Origin of the sequence: Maribacter litopenaei (assembly GCF_025244665.1) — a bacterium.
Taxonomy (GTDB): Bacteria; Bacteroidota; Bacteroidia; order Flavobacteriales; family Flavobacteriaceae; genus Maribacter; species Maribacter litopenaei.
The window spans coordinates 168,854-193,826 of record NZ_CP104205.1 but is presented as its reverse complement, the minus strand read 5'-3'; the positions used below and the strand labels follow the sequence as shown (position 1 = coordinate 193,826).

General features: G+C 41.9%; 20 protein-coding genes, 1 tRNA gene and 10 pseudogenes. 5 read left to right on the top strand and 26 right to left on the bottom strand.

Annotated elements, in window-relative coordinates; all coding sequences use genetic code 11:
* Positions 1-20 precede the first annotated feature (20 nt).
* The 11 genes and pseudogenes from NYZ99_RS01070 to NYZ99_RS01020 form a co-directional block, all read right to left on the bottom strand.
* Positions 21-1,382 (bottom strand): S41 family peptidase, encoded by a 1,362-nt coding sequence (locus NYZ99_RS01070; protein WP_260573104.1) that lies wholly within the window; start codon positions 1,380-1,382, stop codon positions 21-23.
* A complete protein-coding gene (locus NYZ99_RS01065) occupies positions 1,300-1,860 on the bottom strand; it encodes a hypothetical protein (RefSeq protein WP_260573103.1) in 561 nt (186 codons plus the stop codon). Before NYZ99_RS01065 ends, NYZ99_RS01070 begins: the two co-directional genes overlap by 83 nt.
* Positions 1,803-2,252: a hypothetical protein gene (locus tag NYZ99_RS01060; protein WP_260573102.1), complete on the bottom strand. Its 450-nt coding sequence runs from the start codon at positions 2,250-2,252 to the stop codon at positions 1,803-1,805. The genes NYZ99_RS01065 and NYZ99_RS01060 overlap by 58 nt, the downstream gene beginning before the upstream one ends.
* Positions 2,253-2,454: 202 nt before the next feature.
* A complete protein-coding gene (locus tag NYZ99_RS01055) occupies positions 2,455-2,634 on the bottom strand; it encodes a hypothetical protein (protein ID WP_260573101.1) in 180 nt (59 codons plus the stop codon).
* A gap of 364 nt (positions 2,635-2,998) precedes the next feature.
* The gene (locus tag NYZ99_RS01050; RefSeq protein WP_260573100.1) at positions 2,999-3,562 is read right to left on the bottom strand and encodes a hypothetical protein; all 564 of its coding nucleotides are present in this window, start codon (positions 3,560-3,562) and stop codon (positions 2,999-3,001) included.
* A gap of 366 nt (positions 3,563-3,928) precedes the next feature.
* Positions 3,929-5,297: pseudogene (gene rimK, locus NYZ99_RS01045) on the bottom strand (30S ribosomal protein S6--L-glutamate ligase).
* A 2-nt stretch (positions 5,298-5,299) separates the two neighbouring features.
* A pseudogene (locus tag NYZ99_RS01040) lies at positions 5,300-6,825 on the bottom strand (bifunctional GNAT family N-acetyltransferase/carbon-nitrogen hydrolase family protein).
* Between the two features lie 128 nt (positions 6,826-6,953).
* Positions 6,954-7,280, bottom strand: a complete 327-nt coding sequence (locus NYZ99_RS01035; protein ID WP_260573099.1) for a hypothetical protein — start codon at positions 7,278-7,280, stop codon at positions 6,954-6,956.
* Between the two features lie 6 nt (positions 7,281-7,286).
* Positions 7,287-8,265: pseudogene (locus tag NYZ99_RS01030) on the bottom strand (deoxyhypusine synthase family protein).
* Positions 8,252-9,189: pseudogene (gene speB / locus NYZ99_RS01025) on the bottom strand (agmatinase). The pseudogenes NYZ99_RS01030 and speB overlap by 14 nt, the downstream one beginning before the upstream one ends.
* A 12-nt stretch (positions 9,190-9,201) precedes the next feature.
* Positions 9,202-10,663, bottom strand: a pseudogene (locus NYZ99_RS01020) (arginine decarboxylase).
* A gap of 479 nt (positions 10,664-11,142) precedes the next feature.
* Between NYZ99_RS01020 and NYZ99_RS01015 the strand changes: the two are divergent.
* The 3 genes from NYZ99_RS01015 to NYZ99_RS01005 all read left to right on the top strand — a co-directional run bounded on the left by NYZ99_RS01015 (position 11,143) and on the right by NYZ99_RS01005 (position 12,391).
* Entirely contained in the window at positions 11,143-11,853 is a 711-nt protein-coding gene (locus NYZ99_RS01015; RefSeq protein ID WP_260573098.1) for a DUF4488 domain-containing protein, read from the top strand.
* A gap of 163 nt (positions 11,854-12,016) precedes the next feature.
* The gene (locus tag NYZ99_RS01010) at positions 12,017-12,301 is read left to right on the top strand and encodes a GIY-YIG nuclease family protein (RefSeq protein ID WP_260573097.1); all 285 of its coding nucleotides are present in this window, start codon (positions 12,017-12,019) and stop codon (positions 12,299-12,301) included.
* Between the two features lie 18 nt (positions 12,302-12,319).
* A tRNA-Arg gene (locus NYZ99_RS01005) sits at positions 12,320-12,391 on the top strand.
* Positions 12,392-12,605: 214 nt separating this feature from the next.
* On the opposite strand, the pseudogene NYZ99_RS00995 reads toward NYZ99_RS01005, so the two are convergent.
* The 8 genes and pseudogenes from NYZ99_RS00995 to NYZ99_RS00965 form a co-directional block, all read right to left on the bottom strand.
* Positions 12,606-13,411 (bottom strand): annotated as a pseudogene (locus tag NYZ99_RS00995) (SDR family NAD(P)-dependent oxidoreductase).
* A gap of 2 nt (positions 13,412-13,413) precedes the next feature.
* The gene (locus NYZ99_RS00990) at positions 13,414-14,178 is read right to left on the bottom strand and encodes an SDR family NAD(P)-dependent oxidoreductase (RefSeq protein WP_260573094.1); all 765 of its coding nucleotides are present in this window, start codon (positions 14,176-14,178) and stop codon (positions 13,414-13,416) included.
* A gap of 24 nt (positions 14,179-14,202) precedes the next feature.
* Positions 14,203-14,783 (bottom strand): annotated as a pseudogene (locus NYZ99_RS00985) (fumarylacetoacetate hydrolase family protein).
* Positions 14,784-14,832: 49 nt separating this feature from the next.
* Entirely contained in the window at positions 14,833-15,048 is a 216-nt protein-coding gene (locus tag NYZ99_RS20895; RefSeq protein WP_338039212.1) for a hypothetical protein, read from the bottom strand.
* A gap of 10 nt (positions 15,049-15,058) precedes the next feature.
* Complete coding sequence (locus NYZ99_RS00980) at positions 15,059-15,370, bottom strand: SMP-30/gluconolactonase/LRE family protein (RefSeq protein WP_260573093.1); 312 nt, start codon at positions 15,368-15,370, stop codon at positions 15,059-15,061.
* Positions 15,327-15,847: pseudogene (locus NYZ99_RS00975) on the bottom strand (SMP-30/gluconolactonase/LRE family protein). The gene NYZ99_RS00980 and the pseudogene NYZ99_RS00975 overlap by 44 nt, the downstream one beginning before the upstream one ends.
* Before the next feature lie 91 nt (positions 15,848-15,938).
* On the bottom strand, positions 15,939-16,760 hold the full coding sequence (locus NYZ99_RS00970; RefSeq protein WP_260573091.1) for an alpha/beta hydrolase: 822 nt from the start codon (positions 16,758-16,760) through the stop codon (positions 15,939-15,941).
* Positions 16,761-16,770: 10 nt separating this feature from the next.
* Positions 16,771-17,337, bottom strand: coding sequence for a RidA family protein (locus tag NYZ99_RS00965; protein WP_260573090.1), 567 nt, complete (start codon positions 17,335-17,337; stop codon positions 16,771-16,773).
* A 238-nt stretch (positions 17,338-17,575) separates the two neighbouring features.
* Here NYZ99_RS00965 and NYZ99_RS00960 point away from each other — a divergent pair, with 238 nt between their 5' ends.
* Together NYZ99_RS00960 and NYZ99_RS00955 are read left to right on the top strand one after the other, a co-directional pair.
* On the top strand, positions 17,576-17,980 hold the full coding sequence (locus NYZ99_RS00960) for an MFS transporter (RefSeq protein WP_260573089.1): 405 nt from the start codon (positions 17,576-17,578) through the stop codon (positions 17,978-17,980).
* Positions 17,904-18,818: an MFS transporter gene (locus NYZ99_RS00955; protein WP_260573087.1), complete on the top strand. Its 915-nt coding sequence runs from the start codon at positions 17,904-17,906 to the stop codon at positions 18,816-18,818. The genes NYZ99_RS00960 and NYZ99_RS00955 overlap by 77 nt, the downstream gene beginning before the upstream one ends.
* 65 nt (positions 18,819-18,883) lie before the next feature.
* Here the strand turns inward: NYZ99_RS00955 and NYZ99_RS00945 are convergent.
* From NYZ99_RS00945 to NYZ99_RS00915, 7 genes and pseudogenes are all read right to left on the bottom strand, one after another.
* A pseudogene (locus NYZ99_RS00945) lies at positions 18,884-20,006 on the bottom strand (methylmalonyl-CoA mutase family protein).
* A pseudogene (locus NYZ99_RS00940) lies at positions 19,954-21,033 on the bottom strand (methylmalonyl-CoA mutase family protein). The pseudogenes NYZ99_RS00945 and NYZ99_RS00940 overlap by 53 nt, the downstream one beginning before the upstream one ends.
* A complete protein-coding gene (locus NYZ99_RS00935; protein WP_260573084.1) occupies positions 21,026-22,408 on the bottom strand; it encodes a methylmalonyl-CoA mutase subunit beta in 1,383 nt (460 codons plus the stop codon). Before NYZ99_RS00935 ends, NYZ99_RS00940 begins: the two are co-directional and overlap by 8 nt.
* Positions 22,409-22,497: 89 nt before the next feature.
* A complete protein-coding gene (locus tag NYZ99_RS00930; RefSeq protein WP_260573082.1) occupies positions 22,498-23,259 on the bottom strand; it encodes a LytR/AlgR family response regulator transcription factor in 762 nt (253 codons plus the stop codon).
* Positions 23,256-23,519 carry a LytS family sensor histidine kinase gene (locus NYZ99_RS00925; RefSeq protein ID WP_260573081.1) on the bottom strand — a complete coding sequence of 88 codons (264 nt, stop codon included), beginning with the start codon at positions 23,517-23,519 and terminating at the stop codon, positions 23,256-23,258. Before NYZ99_RS00925 ends, NYZ99_RS00930 begins: the two co-directional genes overlap by 4 nt.
* On the bottom strand, positions 23,479-24,303 hold the full coding sequence (locus NYZ99_RS00920) for a sensor histidine kinase (protein WP_260573080.1): 825 nt from the start codon (positions 24,301-24,303) through the stop codon (positions 23,479-23,481). The genes NYZ99_RS00925 and NYZ99_RS00920 overlap by 41 nt, the downstream gene beginning before the upstream one ends.
* 126 nt (positions 24,304-24,429) lie before the next feature.
* Complete coding sequence (locus tag NYZ99_RS00915) at positions 24,430-24,801, bottom strand: hypothetical protein (protein ID WP_260573079.1); 372 nt, start codon at positions 24,799-24,801, stop codon at positions 24,430-24,432.
* Between the last annotated feature and the right edge of the window lie 172 nt (positions 24,802-24,973).

Below are 24,973 nucleotides of genomic sequence, written 5' to 3'. Positions count from 1 at the left end.
TGATATGACCTCTATTATACTTATTCCTCTAATATGATTTGAATCGCCCTTTCTAAAACCTCATCTCTTCCTTGGCGGATGCCTTCTATAGTTGGTTTTACTTCTACATCCGGAACAATTCCAACTCTTTGCGTCTCTTCCCCATTAGGATAATAGACTCCAATACCGGAAATCATAGTCCTAAGTCCGCCAGGAAGAAGAATGGTGGATACATTGCCGTCCGACCCGGCCGTAGTACTGCCCAAAACCGTGGTGTTTTCCCCTGCCTTTAAGGCCATGGTCGTATATTCTGCCATGCTTTGGGTGAGCTCATTTACCAATACTACCAATTTGCCCTCATAGGCTTCTCCGTCATTGGGAATCTCCAAAATATCCGTAAATGTGAATTCACCGGGATGATCCGTATTGCCCTGAGTAAATTTTACGAAAGGTGTGGATTGGGAAACAAAGTAGGATCCAAGACTAAAGGGAACAAAGATGGCAGGGTAATTCCTGATATCTACTATTATCCCCTTGGTATCCTTGAGTTCCTCCTTTATTTTGGATACATCTGATTCTTTAATGTTTTGAAGGTTTACATAGCCGATATTGCCATTTAGGATCTTATAGGAACTTCCCTCTCTTTTTTTGTACCATCTGAAAATATCTAGACTATCCTTGGGATATAAGGTCAAGCTTTGTGTCCTTGGTTCCCTATCCGGCGAGATCAATGTTATATCCAAATACTTGTTGTTGGAACGCAATATATCCTCAGAAAGATTCCGTAACCGCGTAGGGACGTTGGAGGCGGGATAATATTTCGTTTTTTCCGCTACAATCTCGTCAATGGGCTTTCCTTGGATTTCAGAAATTACGTCCCCAATTTTTAATCCGTCCTTGTTTGCGTACTCCTCATTGTAATAGTCCGTCACCACCAATTTGTTCTCAATAAAACGCACATGCACAGGCGGATAATTGATTCCCCTCCAAGCATCTAACTGCTCCATATCACCATAAATATTGGCATGCGTGTCCTGTATCTCTGCAATAAGTTGAAGGGCGGCCAGCTCGTATTCCAATTCATTTTTAGCATTTAGGAAGACAGGAATGTATTCGGCCAGTTTGGTGTTCCAATTTTCGTCCATCAGGTGCCTATATGGAAAAAAGTAGTTGATCATGTTCCAATAACGATACAAGGACAACAACCTATAACCTTCATCTGGATAAGGCATATCATAATAAGAGTTCTCATTTTTAAATTCCGGATTACCTACATTGGCGGCCATGGTAATGTAAAAGTGTTTTCCCTGTGAGCGGTTTTTATATACATCCAATAAGACCGATTTTAAATCTTCTTCCTGTTGATATATCCATTTCAAATCGCTTAAGAAATGCACTTTCATTCGTGGGTTCACAATTTGTGCAGTCTTCCAATTTGCCTAAAGACGCTATCCAATCTACTAATTGCCGATTCCTTTCATTCTTATCCGCCGCCTTTAAGTAGGTGGGTAAAAATCGAAAGAGTTCAAAATCCCAATTGTAATTTCCCTTTGCAATTTCGGAGTGATGGTATTTAAGAAAACCCCAAACCCTACCCAGCAATTCCAAGCTCTCGATCTGCCTTGGTGATGGTTCCCTAAGCTCAATGCGGGAAGCATCAATAAATTCTTTATCCAGCTCTGCCTTGCTAGGTTTATATTCAACCTCCTTGAGATTCTGCACATCCTTTCCATCTATAGATAGTACAAAATCGTCGAACCAAGCTTCTCCCTTTCCTACCAAAATACCAGCCACGAATATTTTTTGGGCATCCTCAGGGTAATTCAGAGTAATAACATACTGCTCCCAATCCCTTGTACCGGTAATCTGTCGTCTTTGCATATTGTCAAAGGCCGAGTACTTCCGTTCCCATCTACCCGCAGTAAAAGTCCTGCAAATCCGTCGGAAACATTTTTAATCTTCATGTAACCTTTCAACTCGATACTCTCACCCTTATAATTAGCGGGTATCTCATAGGCTATACTGCCAAAACCCTTTTCGGACGAACCGGAAGCAATCTTACCCGACCTTCTCCCTGAACGGGCGTCTGTATCTATAGCTAATTCGTATGCTCCCCATTTTATCCATCCGTCTGAAAGACGCGAAGTGTCCTCCTGTTTTTCAAAACCTAAATTGTATTTGTCAGTTTTCTGAGCGCAGGAAATTAAACTAGATAAGGAAATTGCGATAAAAAGAAAGACTGTTATACTCGAAGATTTTTTCAGTAGAATCATATCATTTTGGCACTTGAAAGGATATGACTTAAAAATCTTACAAATAATCAGTACCTACAAATAAAGCCTTGAATTTTAACGTATTGCTAATACAAATTGCGATAGCTCTTTGGTACTGCTTTTGTGGATTGAATTAAAAAAGAACCAAACAAAAAGCCCTTCCACTAGGAAGGGCCTTTCTATTTGATTCGCTTATCTGTCTTTATTTCGCAGCCTTAAAGCTGTACATGTGCTGGTTCTTAAACGTATTCAAGGTAGATTGGATGCCAAAAAGGAAACAATCGTCCTTCCCTTCCATATCACGTACGGAACGGTTAATGGGTCGTTGAAAAAATAGGTGCTTGCTGTCTCCGTACTGTGTGGGTTTTTGAAATGCTTTCATAGGATGCTTTTTTTTTAGTGAACGATTCTTTTAGTTCGACTTTAACGGGTGCTGCCTCCCTCAGGGTGCACCCTTAAAATCTCCGCTTTAAAACAAACCTAACTACATAGTTATCATTTTGTTATAACTAAATGTATTCAAAAAATAGGCTCATTGCCGTTTTTTAAATCAATCGCAGATAAGAAATATGACAATATGAAATTCGGTGCCAAGATTTTACCAAAAACGGATTTTCGGGGTCGGTTTTTTGCTAAGAATATTTAGTCCTGTACAGGTCCAGCTCATCATTACAATGCGAAACCGAAACAAAAAAGCATTCCCCACCGTTGTAAGGAATGCTTTCCACTAGTTGCTTATGGCTTTATTAAGAGCGCAAAGGGATGTTCAACCCCACGGCAAAGGCACCCACCATTTGTTCCACATTTGGTTGAAAGTAGTACGTAAATCCTAGATCCACGTTATGGTTTTTCCCCAACTCCAGGCCAAAGGAAAAAGGCATGTGATAGATAACCCCTGTCTTATCAAAATCATCAAAATAGGTCATTGTCCTAAAGCTGCCTATGGATGTTCCAACACCCAATTCCAAATAGGGTGCCACATACGGAATGGGTCCACGTAATCGTGCCTTTCCTCCCAATAACAATGCCTTGGAAGAGGCACTTTCATCCGTAGGATCCCCATTAAAATCCTTGCCTTGGTTTCCGGTGAAAATAAAGCCTGCGTATGGCCTAAAGGATACCCAGGAAGCGGCCTTTAGTACCAATTCGCCTTGGAGATAGAGTCCGTCATTGTAGACATCTCCCAAACTATTATTGGGGTAGCTTAAACCGTATCCGATCAGGGCATTTACGGATTTTTCCTTGATAAACTGTGCGTTGGCAGTCGTCACAAATAGTATGGCAATCCATACCCATTTTATTTTTTTCATAGTTTTTATAAAAGTTTGTTGAAGTAATACCCTCGTATTGAGCAAGGGCTTTTGACTACAGGAAATGATAAAAGGTTACATCACATCTTAGGGCTTTCGTAAAAGTCCTCGTGGTCCAATCCCTTAAAGTATGTTTGATGAGACTTTGAAAAGTATTCATAAAACAACACATAACTAGTAATCAATTTTTGCTCGATGTGTAATGATGCCAACCTCCCTTGGGGTGAACCATTACACGCTTTAACTTGCAAAACCTTAACTACATAGGTATCGTTTTATTGAAACCAAATGTATAAAATAAATGAATCCATTGAACGGGTTACACCACTCCAAACACAAAAAATAGTTGGTTACAACACGTAGTGCTTAACTAAACTTCAGCTTCCTTTCAATCGCCTTGATCATTTCGTTGGCGATGTCCTTGCCCGTAGCGTTTTCAATGCCTTCCGGACCCGGGGAGGAGTTTACCTCCAACAACAACGGCCCTTTATTGGAACGGATGATATCCACCCCTGCCACAGCCAAATTCAAGGCCTTGGAGGCCTTTAAGGCCAATTTCTTTTCCTCTTGGGTAATCTTGATCATCGACGCCTTCCCTCCTTGGTGTATATTGGCCCTAAACTCGCCTTTTTCCGCCTGGCGCTGCATACTTGCCACTACTTTACCGTTGACCACAAAACAACGAATGTCCTGCCCGTTGGCCTCTTTGATGAACTCCTGCACCAAGATGTTGGTATTGACACTCTTAAAGGCATTGATCACACTCTCTGCGGCCTTATTGGTCTCTGCCAAAACCACCCCCTTTCCTTGGGTACTTTCCAACAATTTGATGATCAAGGGTGCCCCGTTCACCATTTTGATCAAGTCCTTGGTATCCATGGGCGATTTGGCAAAACCGGTGATGGGGATATGGATATCGTTCTTGGAGAACAGTTGGGAAGCAAAAAGCTTGTCCCTAGACTGGGTGATGGATTCCGCGGAATTCCGGCAATACACCCCCAAATTATTAAACTGGCGGATTACCGCACAGCCGTAAAAGGTCACCGCAGGTTTAATCCGTGGAATAACGGCATCAAAGTCCTTTAGGATATTCCCCCCACGATATCGGATCTCCGGGGAATGGGCATCCAATTTCATATAGGCCTGTTCCACGTTCAAGAACACGATTTCATGGCCCCGGGCCTCGGCCGCTTCCATCAACCGTTTGTTGCTGTATAGATTGGGATTGCTCGCCAACAAGCCGATCTTCAATCCCGTTTTTTCCTTGTAATAGGGTTTGTACTTTTCACTGATTTCCTCATCCGAAAAATCCTGAACCTGATAGTTGACCGCCGGGTTCACGATGTATCGGTCCGTCAAGGCCTCACGGCCCAACAACATCCGAAACTCCATGGTATCCCTATTGGCCAAGGTCAGCTCGATCTCAAAGGTATTATCTCCCAAAGTGACGGGCGTACGCACCACCGTGACGCTCCTCGGAGATACCACTGGAACTCTTTACCATTCTGCGGTCTATTAATCCGGCCTCGCAGGTAAGGGCAATACTACGGTTTTCCTGCAACGGGTTCACCTCAAATTTTACCCATTCCTGGGCCCCTTTGTTCACTATTTTTAGGTTGGTCGCCTGTATGGAAGATGTCTTGGCACCGGAGTCTACCCTGGCCTTAATGGCCGGAACGCCCAAGTCCTTGAACACACACCATTCCTCGCTACCTATGATCTTTAAATTTTCCAATGTTATTTTTTTCTTAGTTCAAAAATATCGGTTCTGCGGTCCCTAAGATTTCGCACCGCTCCAAACTGGTTCAATTCCCGCAACAGACTGATGTCCACGTTGGCAATGAGGATCATCTCCGTATTGGGAGTCGCCTCTGCCTTAATTCCGTTTGTGGGGAAAGAAAAATCACAGGGTGTAAACACCATACTCTGTGCAAATTGGATATCCATATTCTGCACGTTGGGCAAATTCCCGACACTGCCTGCAATGGCCACATAGCATTCATTCTCAATGGCCCTAGCCTGGGCACAATTGCGCACACGGGAATACCCGTTTTGGGTATCCGTCAAGAAGGGAACAAACAGAATATCCACCCCTTCCTCTGCCAACAAACGGGGAAGTTCAGGGAACTCTACATCATAACAGATAAGTACACCGATCTTTCCACAATCGGTATCAAAAGCCTGAAGCTTGGTACCGCCCTGAAGACCCCACACCTTGGCCTCGTCCGGGGTTACGTGCAATTTTTCATAACGCTCCAAAGAACCGTCCCTACGGCACAGGTACCCTACATTATAGAGTTTACCATCGATAACCTCCGGCATACTCCCCGCAATAATATTGATGTTGTAGGTGATGGAAAATTCCGAAAACTTCCGGACCAATACCTCGGTATGTTTTGCCAGTTCCCTGATGGCTTCCGGTGTACTCATATGATTGGTACCTGCCATCAACGGTGCATTGAAAAACTCGGAAACAGGGCAAAATCCGACCGATATCCGGATACCGAATCGATAAAGTATTCGGCCTGCTGCAACAGTTCGTCAATATCCTTATACGGACGCATCTGCCATTGGATCAGCCCCAACCGAACAATGGTCTTTGCCGTGGTTACCTCATCCGTAGGTTTTTGATAGTAGATATTGTCCCACTCCATTAAAATGGCGAAGTCGTTGGAATCCTTATCCCCTTCCAAATACCCTTTCATCACCTTGGAGGGATGAAAATCGTTACTGATCTGAAAGTTTAGGACGGGATCTTCAATTTCCTTATGGCGTACCTTTTCTATATACTGTTTGGGCGTAAGGGCATCCGCATATTTGTGGTAATTGGGCATACGCCCTCCAAAAACGATGCTCCTTAGATTTAGTTTCTCACAGAGTTCCTTGCGGTAATCGTACAATCGTCTTCCCAGGCGCATGCCCCTAAAACCAGGTACGATGAACACATCGATGCCATAGAGCACATCTCCCTCGTCCGTATGGGTATTGAAGGTATAATTGCCGGTGACCTTTTTATAGGTATGCCTGTTTTCGAACTTGGCATAATCCACGATGATGGAAAGGGCGCAACCGGCCAACTTCCCGTTGATCTTGATCACTACCTGGCCTTCCGGAAACTTCTTGATCAAACGATCTATTTCCTTTTCCGTCCAGGCGGCATCGTGAACATTCAGATAGGAGGTGACCATTGCCTCTTTCAATTCCTTATAGTCGGAAAGGCTTAGGTACTCCAGTTCAATATTTTCAATTTCCTCTACTTTCATAACATTAAAGGGGATATCCGATATTCAAAAGACTATGTTGGATAAAAAAGTATGGGTTTGAATCCTAAAAACCCAAACCCAATATCGTCTATGTAATTGACTTCCTTTATACTAGCAACGGCCTGATACTAATCATCGTCCTCGTCCCCATCCACCATATCCTTAGGATCCGGTTCCATGATTGCATCCGGATCATCGTCATCAAAATCCTCGTAGTCGTCCTCATCATAGTTTTCCATGGTGTACTCCAACTTGGCGCTGATCTTTACCAAATATTTGGTATCCTCCGTCAACACCTCCACGGCCTCTATGCGCTCGCCTTGGGCATTTTTGAAGGAGATGATGTTACGATCATCATACCCATCAGGATATCGCTCCACTAAAAGCTTCAACACTTCGGGGGTCAACTTCTTAAAATCTACAATGACTCTTTTTAAATGTGCGTTCTTGTCCATAAATAATTAATAGTCCAAAAGATAAGCAAAAATTAAAGGTGCAACAATGGTCGCATCACTTTCTATAATAAATTTTGGGGTGTCTATATCCAACTTGCCCCAGGTAATCTTTTCATTGGGTACGGCCCCGGAATAGGAACCATAACTGGTGGTACTGTCACTGATCTGGCAGAAATAGCTCGAGAAAGGGGTATCTGTACGCTCCATATCCTGATATAGCATAGGAATCACACAAATTGGGAAATCGCCCGCGATTCCTCCTCCAATTTGAAAGAACCCGATACCGTTTTCTGAATTATCGGTATACCAGTCCGCCAAAAAGGTCATGTATTCAATACCCGATTTCATGGTGCTGGCTTTCAACTCCCCTTTTAGCACATACGAGGCAAAGATATTCCCCATGGTACTGTCCTCCCAACCTGGGCAAATAATAGGTAGGTTTTTCTCCGCAGCCGCATACATCCATGAATCCTTCAAATCGATTTCATAGTATTCTTCCAACACACCCGAAAGCAACATTTTGTACATAAATTCATGTGGCAAGTAGCGTTCTCCCTTATCATCTGCATCCTTCCAAATCTTAAAGATATGCTTCTGCAACCTACGGAAGGCCTCTTCCTCTCGGAATACAGGTGTCCGTAACCCTGTTTAGACCCTTTTCCAACAAATCCCACTCCTCTTGCGGGGTTAGGTCCCTATAATTTGGGACGCGTTTATAGTGTGAATGCGCCACCAGATTCATGATATCCTCCTCAAGATTGGCACCGGTACAGGAAATGATCTGCACCTTGTCCTGACGGATCATTTCCGCAAAAATCTTTCCCAACTCCGCTGTACTCATCGCTCCCGCCAAGGAGACCAACATCTTGGCCCCGTTGTTCAGTTGCTCCTCATACCCCTTGGCGGCATCCACCAAGGCTGCGGCGTTGAAGTGTAAATAGTATTTTTCAATAAAATTGGAGATAGCTCCCTTATTCTTCGTCATCATTAAACTTTAAACTGTTACCCGATTTATAGTCCACGTCATAGGTGTTGTCATACTCCTCATCAGCGTCCTGTCCCATAAACTTATAACTCAACATTTTATAATACAACTTTGCGGCCACAAAATCCGAGGATTTAGCGGAAGGATTTGGGCAAAGCTCCATCAAATCAAAACCAACCACATTCTTTTCCTCAAAAACCTGCTTTAAAAACTCCAATGTCTCATACCATAATAGACCACCGGGTTCCGGGGTTCCCGTGGAAGGCATGATGGAAGGATCCAAGGCATCTAGGTCAAAAGTAATGAAAACATTATCGGTCATCGCCTCAATTACCTTATCCATCCAATATTCATCGGCCACCATTTCGTGGGCGAAAAAGGTCTTTTCCTCATCAATGATCGTTTTTTCAATGGCATCCATAGAACGTATGCCTACCTGAACCAAATTGGTGGTTTGGCTTGCCTCATGTAGGGCGCAGGCATGATTGTATTTTGAACCCGCGTAGGATTCCCTTACATCAGCATGGGCATCTATATGCAATACAGTTAAGTCATCAAAACACTCGTTAAAGGCACGAATGGTACCAATGGAAATGGAATGTTCCCCACCCACCAAGGTTACAAACTTATTACGTTTTATATAATCTTTGGTAGTTTTATGAACAGCGCTCACCATAGCTTCAGGAGAGGTATGACCCTCTATAGCATCCGCCAAGTATATACCTTGTTCGTACACCTCGGTATCGGTCTCAATATCATAGCGTTCCATATTTTCGGAAGCTTCCAAAAAGGCCTTGGGTCCGTTCACCGTTCCCTTGCCCCAAGTTGTGGTACCCTCATAAGGAATGGAATCAAAATAACCTTAGCGGTTTCCAATTGGGCGAATTTGTCAGGTATACCTGCATAATTCTTTGATGTACTCATCTGATTTAAAAATTAGAACAAATTAATTTGATAGTTGTTTCTTGGCCTTCGCCGATTTTTTCTTTTTTCTTTTTGATAGTCCCCATACCCTAAAATCTCCAAAAGATCTTCGGCGGTCTGTTGTGGACTATATAATGTAGTTATCAATTCTCCCTTATCATTCCTATCTATTAGGATGTGCTTGGGTTGGGGAATAAGGCAATGTTGCAAGCCACCAAAACCACCAATGGTTTCCTGATAGGCACCTGTGTTAAAGAATCCTATGTACAAAGGTTTATCACGCTTGTACTTGGGCAGATAAATGGCGTTCATGTTCTGTTCACTGTTATAATAGTCGTCGCTATCACAGGTCAACCCTCCCAAAAGAACCCTTTCATACTCATCGTTCCAACGGTTAATGGGTAACATGATAAAGCGCTTGTTGATGGCCCATGTATCCGGCAAGGTGGTAATGAAGGAGGAATCTATCATATTCCATTTCTCCCGGTCGTTTTGTTGTTTCTGATAAAGAATCTCATAAATGGCCCCGCCACTTTCTCCTACGGTAAAGCTTCCAAACTCTGTAAATATATTGGGAACAGGCACCTCTGCCTCCGCACAGGCAATATTGATCTGGTTTAGGATTTCTTCCACCATGTACTGGTAGTCGTATTCAAAGGCCAAGGAGTTCTTAATGGGAAAACCGCCACCAATGTTCAAACTGTCCGAGAGAAGGGCAGATCTTTTTAAGTCGCACGTACACTTTAAGACATTTTACCAATTCGTTCCAGTAATAGGCATTATCGCGAATACCGGTATTGATGAAAAAGTGCAACATCTTAAGTTCAACCTTATCGTTATCCTTGATCTGGTTTTCGTAAAAGGGGACAATGTTTTTATACCCGATACCCAATCTCGAAGTATAAAATTCAAATTTTGGCTCTTCTTCCGAAGCAATACGGATACCTACCTTAAAGGTGTTCTTGATGCTATCCGATAACAAGTCTATTTCTTCATAGTTGTCAATTATGGGGATACAGTTATCATGTCCGTTATTGATCAATCGTGCAATATTCTCAATATACTGTTCCCTTTTAAAACCGTTACAGATAACATAGGCATCATCCCTCAACTTTCCGTCCTTCTTCAACTGTTCCACAATGTTGATATCAAAAGCGGAAGAAGTTTCCATGTGAATATCATTTTTCAGTGCCTCATGCATAACATGCTGAAAGTGTGAGCTCTTGGTGCAATAGCAATAATGGTACTTGCCCTTATAGTCGTTCTTTTTTATGGCGTTCACAAACCAGTTCTTGGCCCGTGCAATATTCTCTGAAATCTTAGGTAAATAGGTAAATTTCAAAGGGCTGCCGTACTCCTCTACCAAGTCGTTCAGAGGGATGTTGTGAAATTTTAAGTGGTCTCCTTCAAGGGTAAATTCCTCTTGGGGAAAAAAATAGGTTTGATCTATTAGATCAATATATTTAGTATTCATGTAAGATATTGTATTTGATGATTGAAAATACGCTTTAATATTTAAAAATTAATGCTGTTTTCATGTTAAGAAAACATAATGTATTTTCTAATCAAACAAGAATTTGTTTCTGTGTGGTAGGAATAAAGAAGTAGATGTGCTGACTTTGCACGATCGAGGGGTTAAAATCGGAAGTTAGCTTTAAAATTCGGCTGCTTATCTTATAAGCTATTTTTGGGTTTGACTTCCTAATTCCCAAAAATCCGAACATAGAAACAAATTGCATTATGTTCAGCTAAAGGCCAGGGCCTTAAATAGAGTTTTCCTCTTATTTTAGGGCACAAATGAAAACAAAAAAAATGAAAAAACAACGGTTTTGAATTAAAATACGTTCAAGGGTTAAAAAAACATCAATAGAGTGCTTTTTTAGGTTGTTTTAATTTTACAAACTACTTATATTCAATATTTTAAATTATTAGATGGACTATTAAATCATGAAGATGAAACAACGAAAATTTATACAAAGCATCTGTTTTACCGTTTTAACCTTATCTATTCTCGCCACGAACGCCCAAATTTCTTCCGGAGTCTACATTTCCCGAGAGGACGATCTACGTCACGAACTTAAAGTTGACAAAGGTTACCTGACCCATACGGTCTACAAAACCAATCCCGCCGAGTTTATAAAAACGGTTGGAGGGTTCTATACCACGGATGGGAAAATGCTGACTGTGCAACTCGAATTTAATTCCGACTTTGAGAAGGATGGTCTTAGAGCAATAGAAATGGCTTATTCGATACAAGGGGAGAACATCGTACTACAAATGAATGATGACCTGACTTTTGAAAAAAAAGAACCCATGGAACAAGCTTTGGACGGACAATGGCTATTTGCAACGAGAGGTCCGGACACGGGGCAAGACCGCCGGGGTGAGGAAAACCCAAGAAAAACGTTGAAATTTCTAATGGATGGCCGTTTCCAATGGATTGCTTATCAAACGGAAACCATGGCGTTTTCGGGAACAGGTGGAGGTAGTTTTACTTCCAAGGACGGGGTTTACACTGAAAATATCGAGTTTTTTTCCGGAGATAACGACCGTGTAGGTGCCAGTCTTCAATTCAACTATGAAATTAAGGGAGACGATTGGCATCATACGGGGCAAAATAGTAAGGGAGAACCTATGTATGAAATTTGGTCTAGAAGAAATTGATATAATACTTATTGCATACAATTCACAAAAAACCCTATTTTTGCCAGCCTATTTGGCCTCGTAGTTCAATGGATAGCCCCGATAGCTATCGGGGGAAGTTTCATAACTCAGGTACGTTCTAATGAAATTTTGAAATTACATCACTAAGTAAATTCCAAAGGGAATGTATTTTGTTTATGTTATTCGTTCTATAAAAGACGGTACTTTTTACATAGGAAAGACCGCAAATTTGGAAAGCCGCTTGGCATTTCACAATGATATTGAACGTAACATAGGCTTCACCAAAGGAAAAATCCCTTGGGAATATTTTTTCACTTTAGCTGTCGCCGATTCTCTGGTCGCTGGAAAAATTGAAAACCATATCAAAAAGATGAAAAGTCGTCGTTACCTGATTAACTTGGCTAAATATCCCGAGATAGGACAAAAACTTATTACCAAATTTTCATAGTGCTGTATATTTCCACATGGCCTCGTAGTTCAATGGATAGAATAGAAGTTTCCTAAACTTTAGATGCAAGTTCGATTCTTGCCGAGGCTACAAATAAATGCATATAAGTTCACCGAAGGTGTTACAACCGAAACTAAAAAAAGGATAGCTTGCTAGTCCTTTTTTTGTTGAGGTTTGTAAAGCGATAGCCATCTGTATGCATTTTCAACATGAGCCACTAAAGAACAACGACGTTATCTCTTGCCGAGGCTACAGAAATTAAAAGGGACGAACCATCAATTCGTCCCTTTTTGTTTTTCAACTTTTACTTTTTGGACCCACTGTTCTTCAACTGGCTGTCCATACTGTCTTCTGCAAATTTGCCCTGTACGCTCCATCCCCCATCTACATAAAATAATTGGCCCGTTACATAGCTCGACTCATCCGAGGCCAAAAAAATAGCTGGACCGATCATTTCTTCGGGTTCACCTGTACGTTTCATGGGCACCACTCGGCCCCAATTCTCCCTATAATCAGGGTCCTCTTCCAAATTTCGCTGGGTGTTAATGGGGCCGGCCCAAATGTGTTTACTCTAATGTTATATGGTGCCAGCTCCACTGCCATTTGTTTGCTCATCGCCTCTATGCCCCCTTTACTTGTGGAATAACAAATAAGATTCTTTACACTTAGAACGGAGCAGATAGAGGATATGTTGATAATACTACCTCCGTTCCCATTTTCCTTCATCAGCCTTGCCGCCTCAATGGAACAAAATAGGGTGCCTTTGATATTCAAGCTAATTACCTTATCGAATAAGGCTTCATCGGTATCAAAAAAATCGCTCCATCCCGTAATACCTGCGTTGTTGACCAAAACATCCAAACGACGATATTCCTGACGGATATAGGCGAACATTTTCCTAATTTCAGCCACCTTAGACATGTCCCCTTCGTATAACTCGGCTTTGCCTCCATTTTTAATGATTTCCTCTACTACAACCTCTGCATAGGCGGTTCCCGGCAAATCGTTAATTATTACAGTAGCGCCCTCGGCGGCAAACCCTTCCGCTATTTCCCTGCCAATACCTTTACCGGCACCCGTTACCAATGCAATTTTGTTTTCGAGTCTCATTCTTAACTATTTAGTTTAATAAAACCTCCATCGATGGGATAGTCAGTACCCGTAATAAATTGGGCTTCATCGCTACATAAATACAATACCAATCCAGCAATTTCCTTGGGTTGTGCCATTCTCCCAATAGGTTGTGTATTCGATAATTTCTGAAACATCTCCCTTTGATTGTCCGGAAAGTTTTTGGCCAAATAGCCATCTACAAATGGCGTATGGATCCTCGCAGGTGAAATGGAATTACAAGTAATATTGTCCTTTATAAAATCCTTGGCCACGGTTAAGGTCATATTCAAAACAGCCGCTTTGGACATGGAATAGGCAAATCGATCTTGCAGCCCGACTGTTGCCGCAATACTCGCCATGTTCAAGATACGACCACCGCCGTGCTTTTTCATTTGTGGAATGCAGGCATGAAGACAATTATAAACACCTTTAATATTTATTTGACAAATCCGGTCGAAATCAGCTTCATTGGTATTTTCCGCCGTACCAATATGCGCAATTCCCGCATTATTGATTAAAATATCAATCTTGTCAATTTTTTTAAAGGTTTCTAGGACGGCCGATTGATTACTCACATCACAAATGTGCAAAAAACCCTTACCACCTAAGTCACCGACCAATCGCACTGTTTCCTTAGCGGCGTCCTCGTCGACTTCTATGACATGAACTATGGCGCCCTGTTCTGCTAACAGTGTGGCAATAGCCCTTCCAATGCCACTTCCAGCTCCCGTTATGACCGCAATCTTTCCTTTTAAACTGAACATCCCAATTTTAATTTTGACTATCGATTAAGCGTTTCGGCATACTTGCTCTTGACGACCTAACTGTTCTATTTCCAACACCACGGTATCACGGGCCTTAAGATATCCGGGTGGTTTCATTCCTAAACCTACTCCCGGGGGTGTTCCAGTGGAAATCAAATCGCCTGCCTCCAACGTCATGAATTGTGATAGGTAATGTACCACATAATAACAATCAAAAATCATGGTATTGGTATTTCCATCCTGCATTTTATCCCCATTGACCCAAAGCTTCATTTTTAGATTATGTACATCATCAATTTCATCCTGGGTGGCCAAAAATAATCCAAGGGATTAAAGTTGTCACAGGACTTGCCCTTTGTCCACTGCCCACCCTTTTCCAATTGAAAAGCCCTTTCAGATACATCATGGGAAATACAATAGCCCGCAATATACTCTTTGGCATCCTCAATGGAATTCAGATACCTAGCGTCCTTCCCGATGACAATGCCAAGTTCCACTTCCCAATCTGTTTTTTGGCTGTTTCTTGGGATCAGGATGTCATCGTTGGGCCCAACCACTGTATTTGCTCCTTTTTGAAAAATGATGGGCTCGTCGGGAATGGCCATACCGGATTCGGCAGCATGGTCCGAGTAATTCAATCCAATACAAATTACCTTACCAGGACGTGAAACACAGGAGCCTAGACGTTCCTTGGCATCTACCTCTCGGATACTTTTCAGGATTCAGCCCACGAAGTTTCTCAAGTCCCCCATTTTGAAAAAAAGAACGATTCCAGTCTGAAAATTCAATGGAAAGATCCCTTCTTTTTCCCTGTTTATCCAACATGCCCGGTTTCTCCGCTCCTTGCTTTCCAAATCGTATTAGTTTCATTATGAATTATTTAGTTCTTATATAAAAATCCCGGTACACCTTGATACCCGGTGTTTCGTATTACAAATAAGGACCCTGCCAATGGTTGCTCCTTTAATTCTTCTTCGGTCAAATCAACTTTTGCTGAGGTCACATACAAATCCTTTAAATCTTTTCCTCCAAAGGTACACGAGGTGATTTTCGCTACCGGCAATTTAATTCGGGCCAATAATTCCCCAGTTTCCGGGTTCCAACGGGTCACTTGCCATCCGCCCCAGTGGGCAATCCAGAGCATACCCTCAGAATCGATGGTCATCCCGTCTCGGAAATCCCTCTGTTTCATCTATTGAAATTACCGTCCGGCCATTGGATATAGCACCATTCTCAAGTTGATAATCATAAGCGACCACTGATTTTGTAGGCGTGTCTATAAAATATAGGAGCGTATGATCTGCGTTCCATGCCAATCCATTGGAAATGGTCGTATGGTCAATTTTTTTGCTACTTTTCCCCTTCTCGAACATATAGACCGAACCTGCTCCCGTTTCCTCTGAAAGCGCCATACTGCCGATCCAAAACCTCCCAGCGGGGTCACATGTGCCATCGTTGAACCTATTTCCGGTTATTCCCTTTTCAGGATGGTGCACATAGGTTATCGCTCCCGATTCCCTATTCAAAAACCCTATACCTTCCGTGGTGGCCGAATAAAATTCCAATCCTTGCATATCCTAACACATCCAACCATTTTTTGAGTGTCATATCGTTTGTACGAATCCGCATCTACAACATATTCGTGAATATGCCCATTTAGAATATCCACCCAACAAATGGCATTTTTCTGTGCATCCCAAAAGGACCCTCTCCCAATTCGCTTTTATGCGGATATACCGTTGCTATTTCCATTGAACGAACTACTCCCCTTGGGATTTTTCCTTGACGAAATTCAATAAAAGTGGTACAGCAGGATAGACCATATTGTGACCATAGCCATCCAATTCCATGAGTTCTATGTTTTCGTGCCCAACTACCTTCATCATTCTATAGAAATAGGCGTTCTCCTCATACCTCCCAAGCATTTCCATTTCCCTGTTTCCAGTTATCAACAACATGGGAGGTGTATCTTTTCTAACATGGTACAGCGGAGCGTATTTATCCACGATCGCCTGAGTTCCCGGGATTCCATTTTCCTTACGGATGGTGAAATGGGTGATGGTATGCCCGCTAAAGGGAATTAGTCCGGCGATATCATTGGTATCAATATCATATTTGGAAAGATAGCTGGTATCCAGGCCTACCATACTTGCCAAGTATCCACCCGCCGAATGACCGGTGACGAAAATCTTGTTCTTATCTCCACCATACTGGTCAATATTCTTAAATGTCCAGGCAACGGCGGCAGCTGCGTCCTCTATATACACCGGGTGTTGAACTTTGGGATGTAAGCGATAATTAACAGTTACAATTACAACCTCCTTTTCCTTCAATCCGTCCGGAATATGTTTTTCACCGGCCTCCGGACCTCCTCCATGAAACCAAACTATTACAGGTAACTTCTCCATCCCTTGAGGATAATATACGTCCAGTTTACATCTTTCCTTTTGATAGTCCGTTTGCGTTTCGGTTAGGTCTTCATAATAATTAATATTCTCTTCTAGGGTATAGGTTACTTCCTGTGCAAATGCCGGAATCCCTATACAAATCATCAAAATCCAAAAGAAACTTCGCTTTACCATATTCCAATATTTAATAATCCTGAATTTCAACTACCATTTCTACCTCCACGGCCATGTTCCCTGGCAGTGATCCCATGCCCACGGCAGCTCTTGAGTGCTTCCCCATTTCCCCAAAGACTTGTACCATAAGATCCGAATAGCCATTGATGACCTTGGATTGGTCCGTAAATTCCGGTAAGGCATTGACCATACCTTTTACATTGACTATGCGCTTTACCTTACGCAAATCACCGAGCTCCTCCTTAAGTACTGACAACTGATTGATGCCCGCTTCCCAAGCCGCATTATAACCTTCTTCCACGGTCAAATCCAACCCGAGTTTGCCCACTACATTTTCTCCATTTGCCTGTTTAGGACCTTTTCCGGCAAGAAACAACAAATTACCCGTGCGCACCGCATGTACATAGTTGGCTACAGGTTTTCCTATAGGCCTTAATGTAATGCCCAATTCTTTCAAGCTGGATTCCGGGTCATAATTTTCATCCTTGGGGGAATGTTCCGCTTCCACTTCGGATGGTTGTTCATTTTTACAACCAAATACAATCCATAAAAAAATTAGGGGCCAAACTTTTTTCATATGTATGGAATAAAAGAGAATCAATATTCCTCCAAGGTAAACTTTAACAATGTAGTTTACAAATAGGAATATAGCCTGTTTTACAACTATTTAAAATTCAGACAAACCTTTTGAAAACCTCATAATCTCATATAATGATACCGTTAAACTATGATTTTCATAAAAAACAAGGGAAATTATCGCAATTTTATTAGTTTAGCGTGCTAACCAAAAAAACAAATTAACAAAACCAACAAATATGACGAGTTCAACAGCAACTTCAAACGTAAATGCAAACAGACTGTTCTATGCCAGTTGTTTCGCTTTGATTACTACCGCGTTTTCCTTTGCAATCGCGGCGGGTATTTTGGATCAATTAAAAACAGAACTGGAACTAACCGCCGGTGAAGCAGGTCTTATTTCTTCCATGTGGTTTTTGGGTTTCCCAATTTCCATGGTTATTGGTGGTCTTATTTATCATAAGGTAGGAGGAAAAGCCATCATGCAATTTGCCTTTTTTGCGCATACCGTTGGTATTTTGCTTCTTATTTTCTCTCGGAAGCTATGGCTTGCTATTGGTTGCCAACTTGCTCATTGGATTAGGAAACGGATGTACGGAAGCCGCTTGCAACCCAATGATTGCGGATGCCTATCAAGGTACTAGAATGAGTAAAATGTTGAATAGGTTCCACATGTGGTTCCCAGGGGGTATCGCCATTGGAAGTTTGCTTTCCGGACTGATGACCAACATGGGCATCTTAGGCCAAAGTCAAGTTTGGTTGCTATTGATTCCCGCGGTTATCTATGCCTTTTTATTCTTTGGACAAGATTGGCCAAAAGCCAAGGTAGAGGAAGCGGCAACCCTTTCAGGTAACCTAAAGGCCATGTTGACGCCACTGTTTATTTTTATGATTATTTGTATGGCATTGACAGCCATTACCGAATTTAGTCCAAACCAATGGGTAGGCTTGATACTCGCAAAAAGTGGTGCACATCCTATGTTAATTTTGGCATTAACCTCAGGTTTGATGGCCATCGCTCGATATTTTGGTGGTGATATGGTAAAACAATTTGACCAAACCGGGGTATTGTTGGGATCTGCCGTATTGGCCACTATAGGACTATATCTTTTCAGCTCGCAAACAGGAACTATGGCCTACGTAGCTGCTATTTTCTTTGCTTTGGGAATTGCTTATTTCTCGCCGAACATGTTAGGTTTCGTAGCTGATAAAATCCCTAAAAGTGGCGCTCTAGGATTGTCAATCGTTGGTGCCGTAGGAATGTTTTCTTCTTCCATTTTTCAGCCTATTATTGGAGGGTGGATCGATGCAGATCAGAAAATGGCAGCAGAGCAAGGTTTAATGGGTGATGAATTGGAAATGGTAGCCGGACAGGCTACGATAGGAACTATGATGATGTTCCCAATCATACTAATTGTACTATTCACTTTGTTATACTTCCGGATGAAGGGCAAAAAATCGAAAGAAGTCGCTACTGCCTAAACCAATAAATACAAAATTAAAAAGGGATCCTAAATAGGTTCCTTTTTGTATATACCACTATAAAATCAGTGAAGTAACATTTCTAAAACCTCTATGGCGGCTTCACTAATTTTAGTTCCCGGCCCATAAATGGCGGTAACTCCTTTTTCCTTTAAGAATGCATAGTCCTGTTTTGGAATTACACCCCCAACAACTACAAATATATCCTCCCTACCATAGGATTTAAGTTCTTCTATAACTTTAGGCACCAATGTTTTATGCCCCGCCGTCAAAGAGGAAATGCCCGTAATATGCACATCGTTTTCTATAGCCTGCTTAGCGACCTCGCCCGGTGTTTGAAACAAAGGTCCTATATCTACATCAAACCCTAAATCGGCATACGCGGTAGCCACCACCTTGGCTCCACGGTCATGTCCATCCTGACCCATTTTCGCCACCATAATTCGCGGCCTACGACCTTCTTGTTCCGCTAGTTGGATCCGCTAACTTGACTGCCTTTTTAAAACTATCGTCTTGCTTGATTTCCTTGGAATACACTCCTGTAATCGTATTTGTTTTTGCCGTGTGCCTGCCATAGGCCTTCTCAAGTGCCGTACTGATTTCACCTAACGTCGCCCTAGCCCTGGCAGCTTCTACTGCTAAAGCTAGCAAATTATCGCGCTGTTTGTTTTCTTCAAGGGAATCTTTTGCGGTGAGGGTTATACGTGTCAAAATTTCTTGTACTTCCCCTTCATAGCGCTGGTCTTTCAATTTTTTAAGTCGGGTCATTTGTTGCGTCCGAACCTTCTCATTATCCACTTCCAAAATACTCAGCTCATCTTCTTGTGCCAATCGATATTTATTTACCCCTACCAGTACATCGGTTCCACTATCCAATCGGGCCTGTTTTTTAGCCGCTGCTTCCTCAATGCGCATTTTTGGGATTCCTGCCTCAATGGCCTTTGTCATTCCTCCGAGTTCCTCCACTTCTTCTATAAGGGCCCAAGCCCTTTGTGCCAATTCATGCGTGAGTGTCTCCACATAATAACTACCTCCCCAAGGATCCACCACCCTAGTGATTTTTGTTTCCTCTTGGAGAAATAATTGGGTTTCCCGAGCAATCCGTGCGGAAAAATCGGTAGGTAGGGCAATCGCCTCATCCAAGGCATTGGTATGTAGACTTTGAGTTCCACCAAATACCGCAGCCATGGCCTCTATTGTGGATCCGGGCCACATTATTAAAAGGATCCTGCTCCGTTAAACTCCAACCACTGGTTTGGCAATGGATCCGTAACATCAGTGACTTTATATTTTGTGGGCTGAACTTCTTTACCAATTTAGCCCATAACATGCGACCGGCCCTTAACTTGGCAATTTCCATAAAGTGGTTCATGCCAATCCCCCGAAAAAGGAAAGCCTTGGTGCAAAATCGTCAATTTTAAGACCAGCCTCCGAGACCTGTACGAATGTACTCCAAGCCATCTGCCAGTGTGTAGGCCAATTCCATATGGGCAGGGGCTCCCGCCTCGTGCATATGGTACCCGTAAATACTTATACTGTTGAATTTGGGCATGTATTGGCTGGTGTATTCAAATATATCGGCCACCAATCGCATGGAAGGACCTGGAGGATAGATATAGGTATTACGAACCATGAATTCCTTTAGGATATCGTTTTGGATGGTTCCCGCCAATTCCTCCTTACACACGCCCTGCTCCTCGGCTGCCACAATATAAAATGCCATAATGGGAATCACGGCACCGTTCATAGTCATGGAAACCGACATTTTATCCAAGGGAATGCCATCGAACAAAACCTTCATATCCTCCACCGAATCGATGGCTACCCCAGCCTTTCCAACATCGCCCATGACCCGTTCGTGATCACTATCATACCCTCGGTGGGTGGGAAGGTCAAAGGCCACCGACAAGCCTTTTTGTCCTGCCTCCAGGTTTCTTCTATAAAATGCGTTGCTTTCCTCGGCCGTAGAAAACCCTGCATATTGCCTGATGATCCATGGTTTTTGAACATACATGGTAGCATAGGGGCCTCTTAAAAAAGGAGGTATTCCCGCCGGGAAATCCATATGCTCCACCTCCTCCAAATCTTCTTTTGAATACGCCCTTTTTAAAGAAATTCCTTCGGCGGTCAGAAAATTTTCAGTCGGTGATGAAGATGAAAGCTTTTCAATCTTAGCTTCTTTAATACTAATATGTTGAACGTCCCTCCTACTCATCGTTCAGTCTTTTTTGTTCCGTTGCTTCGGCCAAGCGCGATTCAATTATGGGTACGATCAAGGTCTTTCTAGGGCGCGTTTTTACAAAAGGGTACAGTTCCAAATCGGACTTCATACTATCAGAACCATTCATAAACTTGTTCGTACCTACAAGTACCTCATTCCCTTGATCAAACTCCCTTTGTTGTTTGTTGGCAGCTTCCTTGATTTTTTGCTGTACGGTTCCCGATTTCAGATGACTAAGGAACCCCCCTTCCCTTTCAACCGATTTGAATAATTCCAGCGCTTTTTCCGCCAATTGTTTGGTTAGGGATTCTATATAATAGGCACCATCGGCAGCATTATGGACTTTGTTAAAATAGGCTTCTTCCTTTAGAATTAACAATTGATTTATGGAGATTCGGCTTGAGAAAGCATTGTCCTTATGGTAAATTTTATCATAGGGGTGGTTGAAAACTACCTGTGCGCCACCCAGTATGGCACTCATGCATTCGGCCGAGGTCCGAACCATATTCATATTATAGTCATACAGGGTCTTATTCCTTCGGGAGGGTTCCGCTACGACATGACATTCCGTTTTAAGACCATAGTCATCCATTAAGGTATTCCATAAAATTCTCAAGGCCTTAAGCTTCGCTATCTCAAAAAAATAATTGCTCCCAACGGACACCTTAAATGTGACCCTTTCCAAGTTATTTAATAAGCCCTTGTCATACAAATGCTGAACATATTCATGGCCGTGGGCGAGTCCGTATCCCAATTGCTGAACCATATCTGCTCCAGCATTTTCATACAAGGTGGTGTCGATACTCAATATAGTATCCGCCCCAGTTTGTAGAAGCATCTCCAACACTTCATGGTCTTTGTTTAGGTTATGGAACCAATTTCCCGTTCGGGCCAAATTCCCAATGATATCGATATTCAAATGAAGGTTTGATTTTCCTTTACCCACAGATTTAAGAAGGGAGGCTATATAGGACTCCGATAAAAATTCAAATTGGAGCGAAACCGGGACTTTCTCCAAATCAATATTTTTTAGAATACCTTGAGGTTCCACCTCGTCATTGGGAATGGTAAAATGTAACACCTCAACGCCATTTTCCAATCCTTCCAATGCCCGTTTCTTGGCCAATTTTACATTCCCAGCATAAATGGATTGACCAATTTTCCATGGCGTTTCTGAATCCGTGGCTGCCATGGCCTCCTCCAAATCATCCCTGTGGTAAAAAGGTTTTACATGGATTCCTTCCCTAGATGTCCATACCAACTCGGTATTGTAATCGGCTCCCTTTAAATCATATTGAATTTTCTGTTTCCAAGCTTTGGCGGAAACGGAAGGAAAACCTTCAAAAAGTGGTGCTTGTTTCTTTGACATCCTATGAATATCTCAATGGTACTTTCTCAAAGATACGATAAGAAAAATCGATAGCCGACCACAAAAAATGCACTAAAAGGGGTGCTATTTCAAGAATTTACCCAGTTTTTAAAAGCTGTGGCCTTAGCCTTGCTCACCACGACTTTTTCATCACATGCAGGGGATAGCGTTACTATAAGCTTACCGTTGAAATAGTATTTGATACTTTCCGGAGCGTCCTTTCTTACTATAAATTGACGGTTTATACGATAGAACTTTGCGGGATCCAGTTCCTCCTCTATTTCTTCCAACTTATTGTCCATGACATAGGATTGGTTGTCCACCGTAACTCCTTTGACTATCCCTGTATCGATTCTGAAATAGGCAATATTATTCGTTTTTAAGGGAATGAGTTGGTCTCGATGACTTACTAAAAAAGTCTCTCGATAGTTTCTCGCACCTCCCCCGATCAAGCTCAAAAGACTATCTATTTGTTGTTTGTCTATAACCTTTTCAGGAGTCCTACTTTTGAATTTATTTATGGCCTCCAAAAGTTCCTCCTCATCGATTGGTTTCAATAAATAATCTATGCTGTTAACCTTGAAGGCCTTAAGCGCGTATTGGTCATAGGCTGTAGTAAAAATAATGGGCGTGGTTACCTCTACTTTTTCAAAAATTTCGAAAGATAGTCCATCGGCTAGATGGATGTCCATAAAAATAAGCTCGGCATCATAGGGTTGGGCAAAAAATTCCACCGCATCGGTGACGGATTCCAACACCTTTTCTATTTCAATACTATCATCAATGGATTCCGGAAGATAGGCCAGGTTTTCACTAGCTGCCAATTCGTCCTCTACAATGATTACCTTCATGCCTCTTTTGTTAAAGGTAGCTCTACACTAAAAATATCATTATCCCGTCGGATAACCAACTCTTGTTTTAAAAGCAGGGCATAGCGCTTTTTTAAGTTTATCAACCCGTTTTTTGTCCCATCTGCCAAATTGGTCCTAGGTCGGATCACATTCTCCACAAAAATAGACCCGTTCCTTTGTATGATGTCCACTTTAAGAGGATGGGAAGCAGATATTTCATTATGCTTTACCGCATTTTCTACTAGCAACTGTAAAGCCAACGGGGGTACCTTTTCGTCCGAGACAGGATTCGTCGATTTCGATATTCAGTTTAAATCGATCTCTATATCTGGTTTCAATCAAATAGGCATAACTCTCCAAATATTTCAACTCTTCCCTTACGGTTACCAAATTAGAGTCCCCACTTTGTAAGATATACCTATACATATGGGAAAGCTTGTTCACGAATTGAGTGGCGGGTTTGTTATCCCGGATCAAAGAAGTAAGTGAGTTTAGGGAATTGAATAAAAAATGAGGGTCGATCTGATTTTTTAATGCAGCCAATTCGTTCTGTAGGTTTTGCTGCTTTAAACGTTCATTCTCTAATTTACTTTCCTGCTGATCTGTCTGCAATCGTAAAACCCTGGCAATAAAAAAGAGTACTACCATTAACACCGTATAGTTAAAATTGTTGAAGCCGCGAGACCTTTCATCTACTTCCTCACCTGTAATGAACGGGAATAAATAATTGAAAAGATTCAGAAATACGATTAGGATAATAATATCCGCAAGCATCAACATGATAACACGTAACGTTGAGGGGCCCTTGAAGTAGAGATACACGGCATTGGTGTTCAATTGTAGCATTATCCAGGAAAAAACTACAAAAAACAAATAACGCCCTAGGAAATCAATAAATAAATCCCTGGAAAGTTCAATGTCCCCATCGGAAAACATATTGTATAGAAAAATAGACCGAGGAAGCGATATCAACAATGCTAAAAGCAGTGAAATCTTTAAGATCTGACCGTTCTTTACAGGTTTAAACATGGTAGAAATGTGCATGGATTGTATGGTTTCAAATGTACGTTAATTTTGGTTGGTCGGGTAATGAAGTATCATTCAAGGAGTATAGGCCCCCAAATTAATGAAGGCCTATAAAAAAGGTGCTAACTAACAACAATCAACCACCTATTTTGCATATGCATCAAAGTTTTCGGGTAGGTATGGGGCTACATCAAAACCCAAATCCACTTCTTCCTCATCTTCCAGGATTACGATATCCTCAACATCCAATTCCATACCTTCATAGGCATTAAAACCCAAAGGCAAGTATTCCGCAGTATCGAAGCCCAAATCCACTTCTTCCTCTTCTTCCAACAAAACGATTTCGCTGGCATCCGGATTGGCAGATTCCATTTCTATTTGTAATCCTTCGGCAAATGGATTATGATTAGATACATGTGGGTTGTGGTCTGCATCTACACAGAAATTTGTTGCTTTTGCAGAGATTAACAACACACCTAAAATTCCAATTCCTAATAAAACACTTAATTTTTTCATGATATTTATTTTTAGTTATAAATCTGTTTATGAATTATTTACAGGACAAATGTATGACTGAAGTATGATCTCTTGGGAAATTATACAGTGAAGTGACTGAAAACCAACGTGAAACCGCCCTATTTGGAAATGGAATGTAGCCGAAGTTTTAAATTAAGGCTATTTTTCTCGT

What these genes read in the sequence shown, in the direction of transcription:
- NYZ99_RS01070 (WP_260573104.1), bottom strand. Translation starts at nt 1,382, where the DNA reads ATGAAAGTGCATTTCTTAAGCGATTTGAAATGGATATATCAACAGGAA.
- NYZ99_RS01065 (WP_260573103.1), bottom strand. Translation starts at nt 1,860, where the DNA reads ATGCAAAGACGACAGATTACCGGTACAAGGGATTGGGAGCAGTATGTT.
- NYZ99_RS01060 (WP_260573102.1), bottom strand. Translation starts at nt 2,252, where the DNA reads ATGATTCTACTGAAAAAATCTTCGAGTATAACAGTCTTTCTTTTTATC.
- NYZ99_RS01055 (WP_260573101.1), bottom strand. Translation starts at nt 2,634, where the DNA reads ATGAAAGCATTTCAAAAACCCACACAGTACGGAGACAGCAAGCACCTA.
- NYZ99_RS01050 (WP_260573100.1), bottom strand. Translation starts at nt 3,562, where the DNA reads ATGAAAAAAATAAAATGGGTATGGATTGCCATACTATTTGTGACGACT.
- NYZ99_RS01035 (WP_260573099.1), bottom strand. Translation starts at nt 7,280, where the DNA reads ATGGACAAGAACGCACATTTAAAAAGAGTCATTGTAGATTTTAAGAAG.
- NYZ99_RS01015 (WP_260573098.1), top strand. Translation starts at nt 11,143, where the DNA reads ATGAAACAACGAAAATTTATACAAAGCATCTGTTTTACCGTTTTAACC.
- NYZ99_RS01010 (WP_260573097.1), top strand. Translation starts at nt 12,017, where the DNA reads ATGTATTTTGTTTATGTTATTCGTTCTATAAAAGACGGTACTTTTTAC.
- NYZ99_RS00990 (WP_260573094.1), bottom strand. Translation starts at nt 14,178, where the DNA reads ATGTTCAGTTTAAAAGGAAAGATTGCGGTCATAACGGGAGCTGGAAGT.
- NYZ99_RS20895 (WP_338039212.1), bottom strand. Translation starts at nt 15,048, where the DNA reads ATGAAACTAATACGATTTGGAAAGCAAGGAGCGGAGAAACCGGGCATG.
- NYZ99_RS00980 (WP_260573093.1), bottom strand. Translation starts at nt 15,370, where the DNA reads ATGAAACAGAGGGATTTCCGAGACGGGATGACCATCGATTCTGAGGGT.
- NYZ99_RS00970 (WP_260573091.1), bottom strand. Translation starts at nt 16,760, where the DNA reads ATGGTAAAGCGAAGTTTCTTTTGGATTTTGATGATTTGTATAGGGATT.
- NYZ99_RS00965 (WP_260573090.1), bottom strand. Translation starts at nt 17,337, where the DNA reads ATGAAAAAAGTTTGGCCCCTAATTTTTTTATGGATTGTATTTGGTTGT.
- NYZ99_RS00960 (WP_260573089.1), top strand. Translation starts at nt 17,576, where the DNA reads ATGACGAGTTCAACAGCAACTTCAAACGTAAATGCAAACAGACTGTTC.
- NYZ99_RS00935 (WP_260573084.1), bottom strand. Translation starts at nt 22,408, where the DNA reads ATGTCAAAGAAACAAGCACCACTTTTTGAAGGTTTTCCTTCCGTTTCC.
- NYZ99_RS00930 (WP_260573082.1), bottom strand. Translation starts at nt 23,259, where the DNA reads ATGAAGGTAATCATTGTAGAGGACGAATTGGCAGCTAGTGAAAACCTG.
- NYZ99_RS00920 (WP_260573080.1), bottom strand. Translation starts at nt 24,303, where the DNA reads ATGCACATTTCTACCATGTTTAAACCTGTAAAGAACGGTCAGATCTTA.
- NYZ99_RS00915 (WP_260573079.1), bottom strand. Translation starts at nt 24,801, where the DNA reads ATGAAAAAATTAAGTGTTTTATTAGGAATTGGAATTTTAGGTGTGTTG.